Annotated in this window: 18 protein-coding genes; 8 read left to right on the forward strand and 10 right to left on the reverse strand. The window is 64.0% G+C overall.

Going from position 1 to position 19,065, the window contains the following annotated elements; genetic code table 11:
• Positions 1 to 486 (reverse strand): hypothetical protein (locus BM413_RS33400; protein ID WP_210188933.1); only part of this gene is annotated, 486 nt, incomplete at its 3' end.
• 533 nt (positions 487 to 1,019) lie between these two features.
• Here BM413_RS33400 and BM413_RS12875 point away from each other — a divergent pair.
• Positions 1,020 to 1,526 carry a glycosyltransferase gene (locus BM413_RS12875; protein WP_091913744.1) on the forward strand — a complete coding sequence of 169 codons (507 nt, stop codon included), beginning with the start codon at positions 1,020 to 1,022 and terminating at the stop codon, positions 1,524 to 1,526.
• Between the two features lie 21 nt (positions 1,527 to 1,547).
• Here the strand turns inward: BM413_RS12875 and moaB are convergent, their stop codons facing one another.
• From moaB to BM413_RS12910, 7 genes are all read right to left on the reverse strand, one after another.
• Entirely contained in the window at positions 1,548 to 2,096 is a 549-nt protein-coding gene (gene moaB, locus BM413_RS12880; protein WP_091913745.1) for a molybdenum cofactor biosynthesis protein B, read from the reverse strand.
• Positions 2,097 to 2,099: 3 nt separating this feature from the next.
• Positions 2,100 to 2,966, reverse strand: coding sequence for a 4-(cytidine 5'-diphospho)-2-C-methyl-D-erythritol kinase (locus tag BM413_RS12885; RefSeq protein ID WP_091913746.1), 867 nt, complete (start codon positions 2,964 to 2,966; stop codon positions 2,100 to 2,102).
• A 20-nt stretch (positions 2,967 to 2,986) separates the two neighbouring features.
• Positions 2,987 to 3,172, reverse strand: coding sequence for a hypothetical protein (locus BM413_RS12890; RefSeq protein WP_091913747.1), 186 nt, complete (start codon positions 3,170 to 3,172; stop codon positions 2,987 to 2,989).
• 72 nt (positions 3,173 to 3,244) lie between these two features.
• The gene (locus BM413_RS12895; protein ID WP_091913748.1) at positions 3,245 to 4,114 is read right to left on the reverse strand and encodes a S49 family peptidase; all 870 of its coding nucleotides are present in this window, start codon (positions 4,112 to 4,114) and stop codon (positions 3,245 to 3,247) included.
• Between the two features lie 73 nt (positions 4,115 to 4,187).
• A complete protein-coding gene (locus BM413_RS12900) occupies positions 4,188 to 4,967 on the reverse strand; it encodes a tRNA1(Val) (adenine(37)-N6)-methyltransferase (protein ID WP_091913749.1) in 780 nt (259 codons plus the stop codon).
• Positions 4,968 to 4,975: 8 nt separating this feature from the next.
• Positions 4,976 to 5,200, reverse strand: a complete 225-nt coding sequence (locus BM413_RS12905) for a putative signal transducing protein (RefSeq protein ID WP_091913750.1) — start codon at positions 5,198 to 5,200, stop codon at positions 4,976 to 4,978.
• Between the two features lie 246 nt (positions 5,201 to 5,446).
• Positions 5,447 to 7,099, reverse strand: a complete 1,653-nt coding sequence (locus BM413_RS12910) for an alpha/beta hydrolase (protein WP_091913751.1) — start codon at positions 7,097 to 7,099, stop codon at positions 5,447 to 5,449.
• A 226-nt stretch (positions 7,100 to 7,325) separates the two neighbouring features.
• Here BM413_RS12910 and BM413_RS12915 point away from each other — a divergent pair, with 226 nt between their 5' ends.
• The 4 genes from BM413_RS12915 to glyS all read left to right on the forward strand — a co-directional run bounded on the left by BM413_RS12915 (position 7,326) and on the right by glyS (position 13,888).
• A complete protein-coding gene (locus BM413_RS12915) occupies positions 7,326 to 8,342 on the forward strand; it encodes a polyprenyl synthetase family protein (RefSeq protein WP_091913752.1) in 1,017 nt (338 codons plus the stop codon).
• Positions 8,343 to 8,477: 135 nt separating this feature from the next.
• Complete coding sequence (locus BM413_RS12920) at positions 8,478 to 10,502, forward strand: tetratricopeptide repeat protein (RefSeq protein WP_091913753.1); 2,025 nt, start codon at positions 8,478 to 8,480, stop codon at positions 10,500 to 10,502.
• A gap of 82 nt (positions 10,503 to 10,584) precedes the next feature.
• The gene (locus tag BM413_RS12925) at positions 10,585 to 11,544 is read left to right on the forward strand and encodes a glycine--tRNA ligase subunit alpha (RefSeq protein ID WP_091913754.1); all 960 of its coding nucleotides are present in this window, start codon (positions 10,585 to 10,587) and stop codon (positions 11,542 to 11,544) included.
• Position 11,545: 1 nt separating this feature from the next.
• Positions 11,546 to 13,888, forward strand: a complete 2,343-nt coding sequence (gene glyS, locus BM413_RS12930) for a glycine--tRNA ligase subunit beta (protein WP_091913755.1) — start codon at positions 11,546 to 11,548, stop codon at positions 13,886 to 13,888.
• 26 nt (positions 13,889 to 13,914) lie between these two features.
• On the opposite strand, the gene BM413_RS12935 is transcribed toward glyS, so the two are convergent.
• Complete coding sequence (locus BM413_RS12935) at positions 13,915 to 14,334, reverse strand: hypothetical protein (RefSeq protein ID WP_091913756.1); 420 nt, start codon at positions 14,332 to 14,334, stop codon at positions 13,915 to 13,917.
• Positions 14,335 to 14,521: 187 nt separating this feature from the next.
• Between BM413_RS12935 and BM413_RS12940 the strand changes: the two genes are divergently transcribed.
• From BM413_RS12940 to BM413_RS12950, 3 genes are all read left to right on the forward strand, one after another.
• Positions 14,522 to 15,466 (forward strand): L-threonylcarbamoyladenylate synthase, encoded by a 945-nt coding sequence (locus BM413_RS12940; RefSeq protein ID WP_091913757.1) that lies wholly within the window; start codon positions 14,522 to 14,524, stop codon positions 15,464 to 15,466.
• A gap of 9 nt (positions 15,467 to 15,475) precedes the next feature.
• Entirely contained in the window at positions 15,476 to 16,906 is a 1,431-nt protein-coding gene (locus BM413_RS12945; protein ID WP_091914048.1) for an FAD-binding oxidoreductase, read from the forward strand.
• Positions 16,907 to 17,298: 392 nt separating this feature from the next.
• Positions 17,299 to 17,865 (forward strand): DUF6101 family protein, encoded by a 567-nt coding sequence (locus BM413_RS12950; RefSeq protein WP_091913758.1) that lies wholly within the window; start codon positions 17,299 to 17,301, stop codon positions 17,863 to 17,865.
• Positions 17,866 to 17,974: 109 nt separating this feature from the next.
• Here the strand turns inward: BM413_RS12950 and ubiA are convergent, their stop codons facing one another.
• A complete protein-coding gene (ubiA, locus tag BM413_RS12955; protein ID WP_091913759.1) occupies positions 17,975 to 18,958 on the reverse strand; it encodes a 4-hydroxybenzoate octaprenyltransferase in 984 nt (327 codons plus the stop codon).
• Positions 18,959 to 19,065: the final 107 nt, after the last annotated feature.

The raw sequence follows: 19,065 nt of genomic DNA on the forward strand, positions 1-19,065 counted from the left end.
CGCCGCTCTCCCCGATCCCGGTTCCAGAACCCGGTCCCGCAAGAGCGATGAGGGGATTATGCGGGCGGTGTCTTGGGGTGTGGAAAGATTGGGCGAGAAAAAATGTGTGGGGTGAGTGGAAACAATGGGTTGAGTGGAAATCGGGTGAGAATCTTTCCACACCTTCGCAAGCTTCACCTTCGATGGTTCTGCACCGCTGTAGCCGTCATAGATGTTCCGGCATGGATTCCCGACACTCTCCGCTCGTTCCTCGCTCACGAGGTCGAGAATGACGAGCTTACTGGTTGCCCAGCGGCAAGCCGCCAACGTTGGAGATGCGCCGAGCTTGTTGGTTGCCCGGCGGCAAGCCGCCGACGTTGGAGATGGGCGGAGCTCGTTGGTTGCCACGCCCGCAAATAGTCCGAAATCGGCAGCGATTCTTAGCTGCCGTGCCGGCAACTCACCAAGGCCGAAGATTAGCGACAAGCCCCAAATGCAATTCGTCATTCTCGACCTCGTGAGCGAGGAACGAGCGGAGAGTGTCGGGAATCCATGCCGGAACGGAGAAGAGCTTCAGCGGTGCAGAATGCGTCGACGTCAAGACCGGGCCGTGCCTGCGGATGCTCGGAATGGGTCCCGGATAACCTGCGCTTCGCTCCGGTTTCCGGGATGACGACTTCATGGTTGGCGCCGCCAATCGCCAGGGTTGACGTTTGAAGTGCCGCCCCTCCCTTCGTCATCCCGGGCGCAGCATGAGCGGAGCGAATGCGGGGGTCGCTCTTGCGACGGATCCATGCCAAAACCTCAAAGAAGAACGCAACGGTGCAGAGGTCTCACCGTCAGGACCGGGCCGTGCCTGCGGATGCTCGGAATGGGTCCCGGATAACCTGCGCTTCGCTCCGGTTTCCGGGATGACGAACGGCATGTTCTGCCTTCGCTAAACGTCAACGCCCGGCGCAGCAGTGCAGATTCAGCCCGCTGAAGCCTAACCGGCTAATTACGAAGTGGCGCTCGGTAAAAGTTTAGGCTACGCGAATATTATGCTGTCGGTTGTAATCGAAACCCGGAACAACGAGGAAGCGCTGGCTCGCACGCTGGCGTCGCTGGTGGGTGCTGCTGTGGAGGGCACGGTGCGCGAGGTTATCGTGTGCGATCTCGGCTCGTCGGACCAGACGCACAAGGTCGCCGATCAGGCCGGCTGTCACTACATCACCGGCGGCATAGGTGCCGGCGTGGCGCAGGCCAAGAGCGACTGGCTGCTGCTGCTGGAACCCGGCGCGCGGCTGGTGGATGGCTGGACCGAGGCCGTGCAGGACCACATGGAGATGATGGCCATGCCTGCCCGCTTTTCCCGCTCGCGGCTGGACAGGCAGCCCTTCTTCTCGCGCGTGCTGACCTCGAGAACAGCACTTAGCGAGGGGCTGGTCATCAGGAAGTCGCAGGCGCTTCCCCTGTCGCGTCATGCGGCAGACGCCGAAGCGGTTGCGCGCGGACTGGCGACGAAGCGGATTTCGGCCGAAATTCGTGTGGCGCCGCTGCGCAAATAACCCATAGCAGAGCGGCCAAGATCAGGCCGTCTTGTCGCCGCGCTTGAGATGCTCGTCGAGCCGCGGCATGATTTCCACGAAATTGCAGGGCATGTGACGGTAATCGAGCTGCGCCTTGATGATGCCGTCCCAGGCGTCCTTGCAGGCGCCGGGCGAGCCGGGCAGGACGAAGACGAAGGTGGCGTTGACGACGCCGCCGGTCGCCCGCGACTGGATCGTCGAGGTGCCGATCTTGTCGTAGGAAATGCGGTGGAAAACCTCGGAAAAGCCATCCATGCGCTTTTCGAAGATGGGTTCCAGCGCTTCGGGCGTCACGTCGCGGCCGGTGAAGCCGGTGCCGCCGGTGGTGATGACGACGTCGATGGCGTCGTTGCGCGACCATTCCAGAACCTGCGCGCGTATCTTGTCCTTGTCGTCGGTGACGATGTCACGTGCGGCAAGCATGTGGCCGGCCTCGGTGATGCGGTCGGCAAGCGTCTGGCCGGATTTGTCATCGGCCAGCGTGCGGGTGTCGGAGACGGTCAGCACCGCGATGCGGACAGGAATGAAGGGGCGCGTCTCGTTTGCCATTGGCTATCTCATGCTCGAGGTCGCGACCGAGAACCAGCCGGGCTTGGCCTGTTCGATCGCATTTGCAGCGTTTTCGGCAGCAGCCGTGGTTTCGAAGACGCCGAAACAGGTGGCGCCCGAACCTGACATGCGGACGAAGGCGGCACCCGTGCTGCGCAGCGCGTCGAGCGCCTCGGTGATGGCCGGGGCAAGCGCCTTTGCCGGCGTTTCGAGATCGTTGCGCGTGGCGCGCAGCCATTCGATCACATGCGCCGGCTCCGGGTCGGCGGGCGGCGGTGAAAAGGAAGGGTTTTCGCGGCTTTCGAGCGCGCGAAACACATCCGGCGTCGCGACGCCGATGCCGGGATTGACCAGCACCAGCGGCAGGGAAGGATAGTTGGCCAAGGGATCGACGATCTCGCCGATGCCGCGCGCCAGCAGCGGACGGGCGAGCAGGCACATCGGCACGTCGGCGCCGAGCCGCAGGGCCAGCACCGACAGGTCGGCATCGAGGTTCCAGTGGCGCGCCAGCGCGCGCAGGGCAGCTGCCGCATCGCTGGAGCCGCCGCCTATGCCTGAGGCGATGGGCAGGTTCTTTTCCAGCGTGATGGCAACGGGCGCGGCAGCGTCTTCCGGGTAGGCCTCGCGCAGCACGTCGCGGGCGCGGATGACGAGATTGCCGCCGTCGAGCGGCACCTGGGCGGCGAAATGGCCCATGACGACGAAGCTGTCTTCCTCGGCGGCGGCAACCGTGACGTGGTCGCCGAATTCGGTGAAGACGACGAGGCTTTCCAGCAGATGAAAGCCGTCAGCGCGCTGCCCGGTGACGTGGAGCGCGAGGTTGATTTTCGCCGGCGCGTGTTCGGCGGACGACACGAAGCCGGAATCCATGATGCTCTGAGGTGCCCTGATCAGTCCTTGGCCAGACGGTATTCGCCGGTCTTGGGATCCTTGACCAGCGTGCCCATCGTGCCATTGGCGGACTGCCGCTCGGCGCGGCGGACTTTCGCTGTCACGCGCTCGGCTTCCTTGACGAAGGAGCGATAGCCGTAATAGGCGGCCAGGCCGACGAGGGCGAAAAAGATAATCTGTGGCATCTGTCCTTGTCCTCCTGGAGGTTCGGGCTGCCGGTCAGGGTGAGCCCATCATAGGCACAATGGGCCGCCTTTTTAAAGTCCAAAGCGGGACCAGAGCGCGCGCTCTTCCGCCGCATCGATTAGGCCACCGGCTGCGGCACCCGCGATGTCAGGCGCGGAGAAGCCGGCGGCTGAGCCGAAAACGCCAAGCCGACGGCCGAAGAAGCCGCGCGGCGGCGTGATCAGCTGCAGCCGCGTCTTGGGCCCGAAACGCTGCTTCAGCACGGTGCGCATGTCGCCCAGCGCGTCGACCAGGCCGAGCTCGAGGCCCTTCTTGCCGGTCCAGAACAGGCCGGTGAAAAGATCGGGATCGTCCTTCAGCTTGGAGCCGCGCCGCTCCTTGACCAGATCGATGAAGGTATCATGCACTTCGAGCTGCAGCGCCTTCAGGCGCTCGATGTCTGCCTTGTTCTCCGGCTTGAACGGGTCGAGCACGGCCTTGTTCTTGCCGGCGGTGTAGACACGGCGCTCGACGCCGATCTTCTTCATCAGCTCGGTGAATCCGAAGGAGGCCGAGACCACGCCGATCGAGCCGACGATGGAGGAGGGGTCGGCGATGATCTCGTCACCCGCCACCGCGATCATGTAGCCGCCGGAGGCCGCGACATCCTCGACGAAGATCAGCACGCGCTTGTTCTTCTCGGTCGCGAGATCGCGGATGCGCTTGTAGATCAGCCGCGACTGCACCGGCGAGCCGCCGGGCGAATTGATGGAGATGGCGACGGCGGGCGCGTCGGTGAAGGCGAATGCCTTTTCGATCAGGCTGGCGGTCGAGGCCAGCGACAGGCTCGGCCGGAACTGGCCGCCGCCCGACATGATGGTTCCATGGAGCCGGATGACCGGGATCGTGACTGCCCCCGAGCGCATCGATTTCGGCAGAAGGCGGCTGAGCAGTCGTCTCACTTAGTTGTTTCTCCGGTCCTTGATGCTTCGCATGTAGGTATCTGAGCGCAAACCACAATCCCGCGCACGTCGCTCAATCGCCGAAAAGTGAAGCACGGCCATTGCTGATCGCGTCTGCGCGGGGTGAAAGCGCGTTGCCCTCGTCATGAAGGATGAGCGGTGGCATGAGCGAAAGCGCGCCGCGCGCGCCGAGCCGTGCCCGGAGCACGATGCGGATCGCCGCCTTGTCGGCGCGGGGGTGGACCGGCACGATCTCGGCCGAGCCGAAGCGGCCTTCGATGGCCGCAAGGATGTCGCTAAGCGATTGCGGCCGTGCGATCAAAGCGAGCCCGCCGCGCGGCCTGACCATGGCGGCCGCACTGCGCAGCCAGCTTTCGAACAGCCCGTCCTCCATCACATGCGCCTGCTTTCTCAGGGCGTCCGGCGTCGCCCGGTCGCGCGCCTCGTTGAAGGGCGGGTTCATAATGACGAAATCACAGGACTTGTCGGCAAGGCCGGCTTTCACGCGCGCCTTGCCGGTAAGCGCGACATCCGCGACCAGAACCGAGATACGGTCGCGCAGGTGCGCGTTGCCTTCATGGGCGAGGGACTTTTGCGCAAAGCCCGCCATTTCGGGCGATTGCTCGATGAGGTTGATCGTCGCCTTGGGGCATCGCGCGGCGACGGCAAGACCGGCCGCACCCGCGCCGGCGCCGAAATCGCAAAGCACGCCATTGAAATCCGATGGCACGCAAGCCGCCAGCATCAGCGCATCCATGCCGGAGCGGTGCCCGCCGCGCGGCTGCACCAGCCAGAAATTTCCACGGTGGAAGGCGTCGATCGTATGGTCAGCGGGCTCGCGCTCGGATGTCATAGGCGCCGTCAGCCTTCGCGCATTTCCTTGGCGAAACCGGCGTCTGTCAGGAGACGCCGGGCAGCGATCGCGTCGTCGTCAGACACCAGAACCCGCCGCGGCAGGATGCCGATCGAGCCGTCCAGAATGCTCATATTCTGGTCGGCGACGAGGAATTCGATCTCCGCATCGCGCAGCAGCGATTCGATGAAGGAAATGAGGACGATATCGTTGGTGCGGATGAGCTCGATCATGCCTGAAACTCGCAGGTTGCCCCGGGGAAGTAAACGGGTAGGGGCGATGGGGTTGATTGAGATGCATTCGCCCGTTGATCGAATGAGTTCCCCCTCTCCGTCTCGGCTTCGCCGAGCCACCTCTCCCCGCAAGCGGGGCGAGGAACCCAAGTCCTGAAATATTGCGGCTTCGCAGAACCCAGGTTCCTCGCCCCATGAAATGGGGAGAGGTGGCGCGCGAAGCGCGACGGAGAGGGGTACTCGGCACTACCGCCGCGCGAAATGCTCCTTCAGCCGCGCGACATCGTCTCCCGACCAGCCCTGCACGTCCGTCACCGCCATCCAGGCGTCGATGTAATGTTCAGGCGCGTAAACGTGGCCGTGGCCCATCGGCGTCGATGTTGCGACGGCCATGTCGACCAGCAGCTGCAGGAACGTCACGATCGGATACCAGCGCAGTTGCGGCGAAACATCGGGCCCGCGCGGCTCGGCCATCCAGGCTGGCGCCCGGTAGACGGATTGCGGGTCGAAGAAGGTGACGGAGTCGCTGGCATATTGAAGATAGACGATGCGCATCGGCCCCCAATGCGCGCCGGGAATGGCGAGTGCGTTCTTCTGGTTGGTGAAGCGCACATAGGAGCCGTCGCGGAAGCGCGGCAGCCAGGCGGGTGAGCCGGCGTTGCGGTCGGTGGTGATCGAGCGCCAGATGCGGCTGGAGTAGGGCGGGCCGGCCCACAGCGCGCCCTGATACGGGTCGCCAAGCACCTCGAACAATTCGCTGGATTGTTCCGAGTTCTTGGTGCCGAGGCTCAGGCCGTAGAGATAAAGCTTTGGCCGCTTGTCCTTCGGCAGCGTCGTCCAGTAGCCGTAGACCTCGGAAAACAGCGCGCGAGACGCCTCGCTGCCATAGCTCGGCTCGACCAGCAGCGACAACCAGCTTGCGAGATAGGAATACTGGATCGCCACGCTGGCGATGTCGCCGCCATGTAGATATTCGACCGTGTCCATGGCGGCTGGATCGATCCAGCCGGTGCCGGTCGGCGTGATGACGACGAGGACGGAGCGGTCGAAACCACCGACGCGCTTCAACTCCTCAAGTGCCAGTTTTGCTCTGGCTGCCGGCGTGTCGGCCGAGCGCAAACCGGCATAGACGCGGATCGGGTCGAGCGCATCGCGCTTCAGGAAAGTCTGCAAATCCTGCTTGCTGGGGCCTGCCGAAATGAAGTCGCGCCCAGTGCGCCCGAGTTCTTCCCAGCCAAGCAGCGAGGCGGCACTTCCCGTCTTGTTGGGATCGGTGGGCTGGATGGTGTCGTCTTCCACCAGTTCGTCGAGCTTCTGGTAGGAGCCATCCAGAACATGCAGCGCATATCGGAAGATGACGCCGTTGACGACCGTGCCGAACAGCACGGCAGCAATCGCAATGCCGATGACATAGGCGATGCGCCGCGGCACGTAGCGGCGAAGCCTTCCCGACAGGAACAGGAAGGTGAGCTGAAAGAGCCGCGCAAATGTGAGCAGCACGATGAAGGTCAGCAGGGCTATCGCGCCGACGCGCAGCGGGTGCGCGCTGTCCACCGGCTGCATGTCCATCAGCACCCGGATCGAATTCTGCCAGCCCGAGGCGCGCCACAGGAAGACGAGGGCGATCGCCGCGCAAATGATTGCCGCAGCAAGCTTGATGATGCGCGCGTTGCGGTCGCGCGGCTGCGGAAGTTCCAGATAGCTCCACAGCCACAGCCCGAACACGCCGATGCCGTAGCCGGCGGCGAAGGAGAATCCGGAGAGAATGCCCTGCATCAAAAAGCTGCGCGGGATGAGCGAGGGTGTGAGCGACGCGGCGAAAAACAGCGTGCCGACCAGAAGGCCGACAGTCGAGAACGACAGCCAAAATCTGATTATCCAGCGCTGAATCACATCCATTGGTCTCTCTATCTGTTTTGAAGTCACTCGGTCCGGTCGCTGAAAAGTGAACGGACCCAATGGCTTCACGAGAAGAGCTTCTATTGCCGTAAAACTACCCCATGTTAGCCACAGGGCAACAGTGAGTTGCGATTGCCGCGCCAATTCGCCTCTTGCCCAGCTAGGCCTTGCCGACCTAAATCATGCTCAGGGCTGAAGGCTCGTCTCTAAGGACGGAGAGTTTGTCGTGGGTGTCGTTCTCAACATCGATAACGGGAAGCGTGAAGGCGCTTCCATCAAGGAGCTGATCGACCTGACGGCGTCCGACATGGGGCGCGTCAACAAGCTGATCCTGTCCAAGGCCGGCTCCGATGTCGAGATGATTCCCGAGATCGCCAATCACCTCATCTCGTCCGGCGGCAAGCGCCTGCGCCCGATGGTGACGCTCGCCGCCGCCCAGATGTTCGGCTATTCGGGCGAGGGCCATGTGAAGCTCGCCACAAGCGTCGAGTTCATGCACACCGCAACGCTGCTGCACGACGACGTGGTCGATGAGAGCGGCATGCGGCGCGGCAAGAAGACGGCGCGCATGATCTGGGGCAACCAGGCCAGCGTGCTGGTCGGCGACTTCCTGCTCGGCCAGGCGTTCCGGCTGATGGTCGAGGTCGGCTCGCTCGACGCGCTGGATATCCTCTCGACCGCTGCTTCCATCATCGCCGAGGGCGAGGTCATGCAGCTTGCTGCGGCCAAGAACCTCGAAACCACCGAGGACGAGCATTTCGCCGTCATCAAGGCCAAGACGGCAGCGCTGTTTTCGGCAGCCGCAGAAGTCGGCCCGGTCATTGCCGGCGCCTCGAAGCCCGAACGTGCGGCGCTGCGCTCCTACGGCATGAATCTCGGCCTTGCCTTCCAGCTCATCGACGATGCGCTGGACTATGGCGGCAATTCGAAAGACCTCGGCAAGAATGTCGGCGACGACTTCCGCGAGGGCAAGGTGACGCTGCCCGTAATCCTGAGCTATCGGCGCGGCACCGCTGCCGAGCGTGAGTTCTGGAAGCGCTCGATCGAGGAAAACAATGCCGATGACGCTGCTTTCGAAAAGGCGGTCGGCCTGATGACGCGTCATGGTTCGATCGCCGACACGATCGGCCGCGCCCGCCATTTCGGCGAAATCGCGCGAGATGCGCTGGCACCGCTGGAGGCGACGCCGCAGAAAGCAGCCCTCATCGATGTCATCGATTTCTGCATCAGCCGCGTCGTTTGAGGGCCGTTGCCCGCACTTTGACCGGATTGTGAAACAGTAACGATTGAACCGCGACCGCAAAAAGGCCATGCTTTTGCGAACTATCGCTTGAGCGAGTCATGCTGTCAGAGGGACGGCGCGGCGGGAAGGACGATAATGCGGCGTAAAAACTTGGGCTGGCTTGCGGGTGTCTCAGCACTGGCGGGTCTTATGGTGGTCGGCCAGCCGGCTTTGGCGAAGCAGTCCGAAGAACCGGTGCAGATCAACTCGTTTTCCGGCGCCTATCTCGCCGCACGCGTGGCGGAAGTCGACAATGATCTCGACAGCGCAATCGCCTATTACAAGCGGGCGCTGGCCTTCGACACCGAGAACCAGCAGCTTCAGCAGAGCCTGATGCTGGCGCTGATTTCGCAAGGCCGTTTCGACGAATCGCTGCCCTATGCCGAAAAATTGAAGTCGGTGCCCGATATCGAGCGCTTCTCGCGGCTTGCGCTGGCAGTCGACGCCATCCGCAAGAAGGAATACCGCTCGGCCGAGACCTTCCTGAAACTTGCGCAGGAATCCGATCTCGACAAGCTGATTTCCGGCGTCATGACCGCCTGGGCCAAGGCCGGTGCCGGCGATGCTAAGGACGCGCTCGCCTATCTCGAAAAGCTGCAGGGTCCCGAATGGTTCACGCTGTTCACGACCTATCATCGCGCGCTGATCGCCGAGGCTGCCGGCAATGCCAAGGAAGCCGAGAAGATCTATAGCGAGACCATCGACAACGTCGCCGCCGGCGGTGCCGCGCCCGAGACCTGGCTGCGCGCGGCCGAAGCCTATGCCGGCTTCCTCGCCGGTCGCGGCGAAAAGGACAAGGCGCTGGCCGTGCTCGACAAGGCCGACGAATTCGCAACCGGCCGCCTGCCGCTGATGGCGCTGCGCGAGAAGATCAACAAGGGCGACAAGATCACGCCGCTGGTCGCAGGCCCCGCCGACGGCGCGAGCGAGATCCTGCTCGATCTGGCGAGCGCGCTGAACCGTGGCGGCGGCGAGCCGTTCGTGCGGCTCTACCTGCAATACGCGCTGGCGCTGAAGCACGATAGCGACGCTGTGTTGCTGCAGCTTGCGGCGGTTGCGGAGCAGCAGGAGAATGCCGAGGAGGCGATCGAGCTCTATCGCCGCGTGCCGGCCGATTCCTCGCTCAAGCGTGCCGCCGAATTGCAGCTCGGCCTGAACCTTGCCGACCTCAAGCGCCATGACGAGGCGATCACCCATCTCAAGGCGCTGCTCGACGAGAGCCCCGACGATATGCGCGCCTATCTGGCGCTGGGCGGCGTCTACTCCTCCAAGGAGGATTACCGCTCCGCTGCCGACATCTATGACAAGGCCGTCGAGCGGCTGAAGGCGCCGGACGCCAGCAACTGGAACATCTACTACCAGCGCGGCATCGCCTATGAGCGGCTGAAGGAATGGCCGAAGGCCGAGCCGAATTTCCGCGAAGCGCTGAAGCTGATGCCGAACCAGCCGCAGGTTCTGAACTACCTCGGCTATTCCTGGGTCGACATGAACATGAACCTGGATGAAGGCCTCGACATGATCCGCAAGGCGGTCGACCTTCGTCCGAGCGACGGCTACATCGTCGATTCGCTGGGCTGGGCCTATTACCGCCTCAATCGCTTCGACGAGGCGGTGACGGAGCTGGAACGCGCAGTGTCGCTGAAGCCCGATGATCCCGTGCTGAACGACCATCTCGGCGACGCTTACTGGCGCGTCGGCCGCAAGCTGGAAGCCACCTTCCAGTGGAGCCATGCGCGCGACATGAAGCCGGAGCCGGATGTGCTGGCAACCGTGCAGAAGAAGCTCGCCGAAGGCCTGCCGCCGCTCGAAGGCAAGACCGCGGCCGAAGCGCCGGCAGTCAAGCCTGCGGCGCCTGCGGTTGCACCGGCGCCTGCGCCCGAGGCCGAGAAGAAGAGCGACACACCGGCCGCCACGCCGCAATCCTCGCCGGTCGAGAAGATTTCCGCGACGCCGGCCGCCTACAAGGTGCAGCGCGGGCAGTCGCTATGGTCGATCGCCAACGAGGTGCTCGGCAATGGCGGGCGCTATCAGGAGATTCTCAACCTCAACCCGGAGCTTCGCGGCGATCCCGGACGCATCGTTCCCGGCCAGCAATTGATCCTGCCGGTCCAGCCGAACTGATTTGTCCAGTAATTCTTGACGCTTCCGGCAGGCCGGAATAGGACGGGCCGTCTTTTGGCCCCGATATTCTGAGGCTTATCCCGTGACCGCCAGTCTGCCTGCCCATATGCACCCCAGCCGCTCGTTCCAGGGGCTGATCCTGACGCTGCACAATTACTGGGCCGAATACGGTTGCGTCGTGCTGCAGCCCTACGACATGGAGGTCGGCGCCGGTACCTTCCACCCGGCCACCACGCTGCGCGCGCTGGGGCCGAAGAAGTGGAATGCCGCCTATGTCCAGCCGTCGCGCCGCCCCAAGGACGGGCGCTACGGCGAGAACCCGAACCGGCTCCAGCATTATTACCAGTATCAGGTCATCCTGAAGCCCAACCCGTCGAACCTGCAGGAGCTCTATCTCGGCTCGCTCGAGGCGATCGGCATCGACCCGCTGCTGCACGACATCCGCTTTGTCGAGGACGATTGGGAAAGCCCGACGCTGGGCGCCTGGGGGCTTGGCTGGGAGTGCTGGTGCGACGGCATGGAAGTGTCGCAGTTCACCTATTTTCAGCAGGTCTGCGGCATCGAATGCGCGCCGGTTGCCGGCGAACTGACCTACGGGCTAGAGCGGCTGGCCATGTATGTGCAGGGCGTCGACAATGTCTACGACCTGAACTTCAACGGCCGCGAGGGCGACGAGAAGGTCACCTATGGCGAGGTCTTCCTGCAGGCCGAGCAGGAATATTCGCGCTTCAATTTCGAGCACGCCAACACGGCGGTGCTGCTGCGCCATTTCGAGGATGCGGAAGCCGAGTGCAAGGCGCTGCTGGACGCCGGCGCGCCGTCCTCCAAGGACAACCAGCCGCTGCACAAGATGGTGTTTCCAGCCTACGACCAGTGCATCAAGGCCAGCCACGTCTTCAACCTGCTCGACGCGCGCGGCGTCATCTCGGTGACCGAGCGGCAGAGCTACATCCTGCGCGTGCGCAACCTTGCCAAGGCCTGCGGCGAAGCCTTCCTGCAGACGGACGCAGGCGGGTTCCAACTAAACGACAAGGCTGCCTGAAATGCCCGATTTGCTTCTTGAACTTCGCTCGGAAGAAATCCCCGCCCGCATGCAGCGCAAGGCTGCCGGCGACCTGAAGAAGATGGTGACGGACGGGCTGGTGGAAGCCGGCCTGACCTATGAGGCGGCTGTCGAATACTGGACGCCGCGCCGGCTGACGCTCGACATCCGCGGCCTCAACGCGCGCTCCAAGGACGTGCATGAGGAAAAGAAGGGCCCGAGCACCAAGGCGCCGGAACAGGCGATTGCCGGCTTCCTGCGCTCGGCCGGGTTGAGCGACATCAGCCAGGCTCATGTGCATTCCGACCCGAAGAAGGGCGATTTCTATGTTGCCCATATTTCCAAGCCGGGGAGGGCGGCGGAAGAGATCATCGCCGAGCTGATCCCGACGATCATCCGCACCTTCCCGTGGCCGAAATCGATGCGCTGGGGCAAGGCCTCGGCCAAGCCGGGTTCTTTGCGCTGGGTGCGCCCGCTGCAATCCATCGTCTGCACCTTCGGCCCCGAGACGGAAGAGCCGGTGGTGGTCGATTTCGAGATCGACGGCATCCGCGCCGGCAACGTTACCTATGGCCACCGCTTCCACGCGCCGGGAGCAATCACCGTGCGCCGGTTCGCGGATTACGTCGCCAAGCTGGAAGCGGCCAAGGTCGTGCTCGATGCCGACCGCCGCAAGCAGATCATCCTGTCGGATGCCAGGAACCTCGCCTTCGCCAACGGGCTAGAGCTTGTCGAGGACGACCTGCTGCTGGAGGAAGTGTCGGGCCTCGTCGAATGGCCGGTGGTGCTGATGGGCGAGTTCGAGCAGGATTTCCTTGCCATTCCGGCCGAGGTCATCCGGCTGACGATCCGCGCCAACCAGAAGTGTTTCGTGACGCGCGTGCAGGGCGAGACGGAAAATCTCTCCAACCGTTTTATCCTTACCGCCAATATCGAGGCCAAGGACGGCGGCAAGGAAATCGCCCACGGCAACGGCAAGGTCGTGCGCGCACGCCTGTCGGATGCGCTCTATTTCTGGACGACCGACCAGCACGACCTGCCCGACCTCGACCAGTTGTCGGATTCGGGCAAGAAGTTCGGGCTCGATATGGCCAAGCCCCTCGACCAGCGCATGGCCCGGCTCGACCATCTCGGCGTGACCTTCCATGCCAAGCTCGGCACGCAGGGTGAACGGGTGGAGCGCATCAAGCGGCTGGCGCGCGAGATCGCGCCGATCGTCGGCGCCGATCCGGCCCTTGCCGAACGCGCCGCCGTGCTCGCCAAGGCCGATCTGCAGACTGAAGTCGTCGGCGAATTCCCGGAACTTCAGGGCGCGATGGGCCGCAAATATGCATTGCTGCAACGCGAGCATCCTTCGGTCGCCGCAGCGCTTGAGGAACACTACAAGCCGCAAGGCCCGTCCGACCGCGTGCCGACCGACCCGGTGTCGGTTGCCGTGGCGCTCGCCGACAAGCTCGACACGCTGGTCGGGTTCTGGGCGATCGATGAGAAGCCGACGGGGAGTAAGGACCCTTACGCGCTGCGCAGAGCGGCGCTGGGGGTGGTGCGGATATTGATTGAGAATGGGGTGAGACTGAACTTGGATAGCCTGTTTGCGAGCGCAAATAGTGAGCGCATTGCGCAGCGGCCTGAGTTCAATCAACCAACGGATCTGGAAGATTTCTTCTCTGGTGATCTCCTCTCCTTCTTCCACGACCGCCTAAAAGTCTATCTCCGCGACCAGGGTGCGCGGCATGATCTGATCGATGCGGTGCTGGCGCAGCGCCCAATCTCCCCCCTTGAGGGGGAGATGTCGCCGAAGGCGACAGAGGGGGTTGCCTCAGAAGGCACCGCCCCAACGTCGAGCACTGCCGCGGCGACCCCACCCCGATCCGCTTCGCGGATCGACCCTCCCCTCAAGGGGGAGGGGGGCGCCGCGCAAAACGACGACCTTCTCCAAATCGTCCGCCGCGTTGAAGCGCTCGGCTCCTTCCTCGATACCGAGGACGGCAAGAACCTGCTGGCCGGCACCAAGCGCGGGGCCAATATTCTGGCGGCCGAGGAGAAGAAGGGTACGCGCGTTGCCGATGCCGTCGACCCCGCGCTGTTCCGCGAGGAGGCCGAGCACAAGCTGTTCGCGGCGGTGAATCATGCCGAGAGCCAAGCGGCGCAAGCGATTCAGAATGAAGACTTTTCCGCCGCCATGCTCGCACTTAGCGTGCTGCGTGAGCCGGTTGATTCATTCTTTGAAGGCGTTCTCGTGAATGATGAGGACGAGGCCGTGCGCGCCAACCGTCTGGCGCTGCTGTCGCGCATTCGCGCGGCGACCGACAAGGTCGCCGATTTCTCGAAGATCGCGGGCTGAGCCGGAGACCCGGCTCGGTCTTCGGCCTATTTCGCCGGAGCCATCGGAGCAAGCGGCGGGCCTGAGGGTTTCGCCGGCGTATCGGCCGCGACCTGGGTCGGGGCCGGAGCTTTGATGCCGGTGCCACGGACGAATGTGTCGCCGGCAATGCCGCCGCGCATGACCATCGGTGCTTGCTGATGACGCGGCTTCGGCGCCGGGTCTGCCGGGGGGATCGCCGCGACCTTCGCATCATCGACATTCGGCATGGCATCGCCAAGCGCGATCACCGAGGTGCTGATCTTTTCGCCCGCCTGCGCGGGCTTTGCCGACACGGAAGCCGCGCCCTCCAGAACCATCGACGGCCCGAGCGGCGCTGTCATTGCCTCGATATGCTGGATCGAACCGGCCTGTGCCGCGCCGGTCAGGAAGATGCCGGCGAGAAGAAAAACACTCTGAATACGCATAGCCCCACCCATGTTGCTGTCTTGTCATAGCGGCTTGACGTTGATGCCCGCTTGCGGCGAAGCATGGCATTTTAGCGATTTCGCTATTTCCGGCGTGGCCCTTGCCGCTGCGCGCCGTCCGCGATAGGCAGGCGCTGTCTTGAATAAGGTCGGTTGCGTGGCGGAAATCCTCGACGGTGAGCGGGCAATGGAACGGGCGCTGGCGCTGCTGGCGGCGGGCGATGTCGTCGCCATTCCCACCGAGACGGTCTATGGCCTTGCCGGCGATGCCACCAATGGCGAGGCGGTGGCGCGCATTTTCGAGGCCAAGGGCCGGCCCCGCTTCAACCCGCTCATCGCCCATGTCGCCTCGATGGACATGGCCGAGGCCATTGCCGACTTCGATCCGCTGTCGCGAAAGCTTGCCGAGAAATTCTGGCCGGGGCCGCTGACCATGGTGCTGTCGCATCGCGCGGCAAGCGGCATTCACCCGCTGGTGACGGCGGGCCTGGACACGATCGCGCTGCGCATGCCGAAAGGCCTTGGCGCGGAACTCATCGCAGCACTCGGCCGGCCGCTGGCGGCACCCAGCGCCAATTCGTCTGGCAAGATCAGCGGCACGACAGCGCAGGCAGTCGCCGCCGATCTCGGTAGCAGGATAAAACTGGTGGTCGATGGCGGCGCAACGCCTGTCGGGCTGGAATCGACCATCGTCAAGGTCGAGGACGGCCGCTTGCGGCTGCTGCGGCCGGGCGGCGTTCCTGCCGAAGAACTCGAGGCGGTGGCCGGCACGAAACTGCTGCGCAACGCCAAGGCCGGCATCGAGGCGCCGGGCATGATGGCCTCGCACTATGCCCCGGGGGCGGCGGTGCGGCTGAACGTTTTCGATGTCGAGCCGCACGAGGCGCTGCTGGCATTCGGCCCGACGCGGGTGGCGGGTGCTGAAGGTGCCGTGGCCACGCTGAACCTCTCCGAACGCGGCGATCTGCGCGAGGCCGCGAGCAACCTGTTCTCGCACCTTCAGGCGCTGGACCGCAGTGGCGCGAAAATTATCGCCGTCGAGCCGATCCCGCATGACGGGCTGGGCGAGGCGATCAACGACCGCCTGGCGCGCGCCGCCGCCCCGCGTGACAACATCAGCATCGATTCATAAGTGACCGAGATGACTCAGAATTCGACTGTTTTGGACCCCGCCTTGCTCGACCGCTTCGTGGAACTCGTCGGCGAACGCCATGCCGTGCGCGACGAGGCCGATATCGAGCCATATTTGACCGAACCCCGCGGGCTTTTTGCCGGCCTGTCGCCGTTGGTGCTGCGGCCCGGCAGCGTCGAGGAGGTGAGCGCGATCATGAAGCTCGCCACCGAAACGAAAACGCCGATCGTGCCGCAGGGTGGCAATACCGGGTTGGTCGGCGGGCAGATGCCGGACCGCACCAATGGGCAGGTCGTGCTGTCGCTGTCGCGGCTCAACCGCATCCGCGAGATCGATGTGCGATCGAACACGGTGACGGTGGAGGCCGGCGTCATACTGGAGACGCTGCATGGGGCTGTCGACGAGGTCGAACGGCTCTATCCGCTGTCGCTCGGCTCGCAGGGTTCGTGCGAGATCGGCGGCAATCTGTCGTCCAATGCCGGCGGCACCGGCGTGCTGGCCTATGGCAATGCGCGCGAGCTTTGCCTCGGCGTCGAAGTGGTGCTGCCGACGGGCGAGGTGTTCGACGATTTGCGCAAGCTGAAGAAGGACAACACCGGCTACGATTTGAAGAACCTGTTCGTCGGTGCCGAGGGTACGCTCGGCGTCATCACGGCGGCGGTGCTGAAGCTGTTTCCCAAGCCGAAGGGCAGGGAGGTTGCGTGGGTGGGCTTGTCCTCGCCTGAGGCAGCGCTCGACCTGTTCGGCCGCGCAATGGACCAGGCGGGCAGCGGCCTGACGGCGTTCGAGTTGATCTCCGAGATGGTGCTCGGCTTTGCGGTGGAACACATTGCTGACACGCATCGGCCGCTGCAAAGCGAGTGGCCGTGGCATGTGCTGATCGAGATTTCGTCGGGCCGCTCTGCCGAGGACGCGAGCGCGCTGATGGAGGAGGTGCTGACCGCTGGTTTCGAGGCCGGCATCGTCGGCGATGCCGTCATTGCTTCAAACCTGTCGCAGGCGGGCGCCTTCTGGCGGCTGCGCGAAAGCCTTTCGGATGCGCAGCGACCGGAAGGCGCATCGATCAAGCACGATATCTCGGTTCCGGTGGCCTTGGTTCCCGAATTCATCGAACGGGGCGCGGCGGCGGTTGCCTCGGTCAGTCCGCAGGCGCGCATCGCCTGCTTCGGCCATATGGGCGACGGCAACCTGCACTACAACATCTCGCAGCCGGCGGGTGCCGACGGCGAGGCGTTCCTGAAACTCTATCGCCCGATGAACAAGGCTGTGCACGACATCGTGCGCGCGCTTAACGGCTCGATCTCGGCCGAGCATGGCATCGGCCAGCTCAAGCGTGACGAGTTGATCGCCACTGCGCCGCCGGTCGGCATCGACCTGATGCGCCGGGTGAAGGCGGCATTCGACCCGGCGGGGATCATGAACCCGGGCAAGGTGATTTAAGACTCGGGCTGCTCGACGTTCGATACAGGTCGCGGCGTTGCAGAATAGAGCGTCATCCCGGAAGCCGCAGCGAAGCGAAGGCTATCCGGGACCCCATTCCGTAACGGTGAAATTCCGGCATGGGTCCCGGGTCTTCGCATTCGCTTCGCTCATGCTCCGCCCGGGATGACGAACGTAGCGTCCCATTCACCACCTCTTCACACACCTTTACAACATCTTGTGGTCGGTGGGATTCCGATAACCATTCCATAGATCAGAAAAATTTAACCGACTTTCTTAAGCGCGGCGGTAAGAACCCCACGCTAGGCTCCTTCCCATAACGAGACCGGGAAAACCGGTTCGGAGAGACCGGAACACCGGCTCTCAGGAGTAACAGGAAGAAGGCATAATCAATGAGCACCGGACTGAAGCCAGTCTGGGCGGGACGCAACATGCGCCTCGACCCTTTCCGCTTGCCCCAGATGACCAGCTACGCCGCCCGTGATGACTACGGCGACGTCAGTTTCACCATCGACCAGCGCGGCGCGATCGTCCGGCGCATCCTGCAGCATAGCGGCCTGCCGGCAACCGTGGTGCTGCCCGCCAACGCATTTCGCGGCGTGGCCGCCCGGGCGCTGGAGGACGAACAGTTCAACGTCACGGTGACGCTCGAACTCCTGCACAACGACCCGATGCTGTCGGTGCCGCTGCTGGTGGCCGACAATCTGGAGGACGTGGCCGCCGACTGGCGCGCCTGGGCCGATGCCTACCGCCTGCCGATGCTTCTGATCGAGGCCGACGGTGTTGCCCGCACGCTGGAGGAATCGCTGGGTGCCGCGATCAAGGTCGCGCCGCCGCGCGAACGCCGCAAGGGCCGCGCTACCCCGATGCGCCGTCCGCGCTTTCTCGCCCGCCGCAAGTCCGGCGATCTCGGCATGCGCCTGGTGATCGACGGCGAAGAGATCATCGCCCGGCAGTAGGGTGAATATCGGCGGGGGTTGAAGTTCCCCCTCTCCGTCCCGGCTTCGCCGAGCCACCTCTCCCCCACTTTGCGGGGGCGAGGAACCGGCACTCGCCGAGGTCGCGGCCTCAAACCAGCGGCTTCAGCGCCACCCACGCCGCACCGCCGAGAAGCCCTAGAAAAATCAGCCAGCCGACCGTGCCGTTCGACTTGAACAGTTTCAGGCACTGGTCCGGGTCATTGATATCGAGAACCCGGATCTGACGCGCCATATGCGCACCGGCGGCGACGAGACCGGCAAGTGCCGGCATCGGGGCTTCGGCGAAAGCGAAGGCCAGCGCAAAGCAGAACAGCGCGCCACTGTAGAGGCCGATCAGCCACATCTTGGTGTTCTCGCCGAACAGGCGCGCCGTCGAGCGAACGCCGACCAGCGCATCGTCCTCCCTGTCCTGATGGGCATAGATCGTGTCGTAGCCGATCACCCACAGGATCGAGCCGATATAGAGCATGATGGCCGGGCCATCGATGTCGGCGAATTCGGCTGCCCAGCCCATCAGCGCGCCCCAGGAAAACGCAAGGCCGAGAAAGAGTTGCGGCCAGTCGGTGAATCGCTTCATGAACGGGTAGATGACGACGATGCCGAGCGAGCACAGGCCGACGAGCACGACGAAATAGTTGAACTGCCACAGCACCAGGAAGCCGATGAGCGCCTGGAGCACCAGGAACGTCCACGCCTGGCGGCGGGTGACCTGGCCCGAGGGCAGCGGGCGCGAGCGCGTGCGCTCGACCTTGGCGTCGATGTTCTCGTCGACGATATCGTTGAACGTACAGCCGGCACCGCGCATGGCGATGGCGCCGGCGAGGAACAGGCCCAGATACCACGGGTCGGGCAGCAGCGACTTCAGCGAATCGCCCGGCAGCCAGTAGGCGCTGGCAGCCAGTGCCGTCGACCACCAGCATGGCCAGAGCAGCAGTATCCAGCCGATCGGCCGATCCCAGCGGGCAAGCTGCGCGTAAGGCCATAGCCAACGCGGCAGGACGCGGTAAACCCAGTGGCCGCTCGGCGCATCGGCAACACGGCCCTGCGCCTCTTTGGTCTGAATATTTTCCATGCGTCTGACGTGACAGCAGCCGAAGCGGGCGTCAAGACGATGAATTGTCCTTGATAAGCTACGGTCAAGGTTGACCCGCGCGCCCTTGCGCCATACCGGAAAGCTCG

It is taken from the genome of Mesorhizobium sp. YR577, from assembly GCF_900116595.1.
Classification (GTDB): Bacteria; Pseudomonadota; Alphaproteobacteria; order Rhizobiales; family Rhizobiaceae; genus Mesorhizobium_M.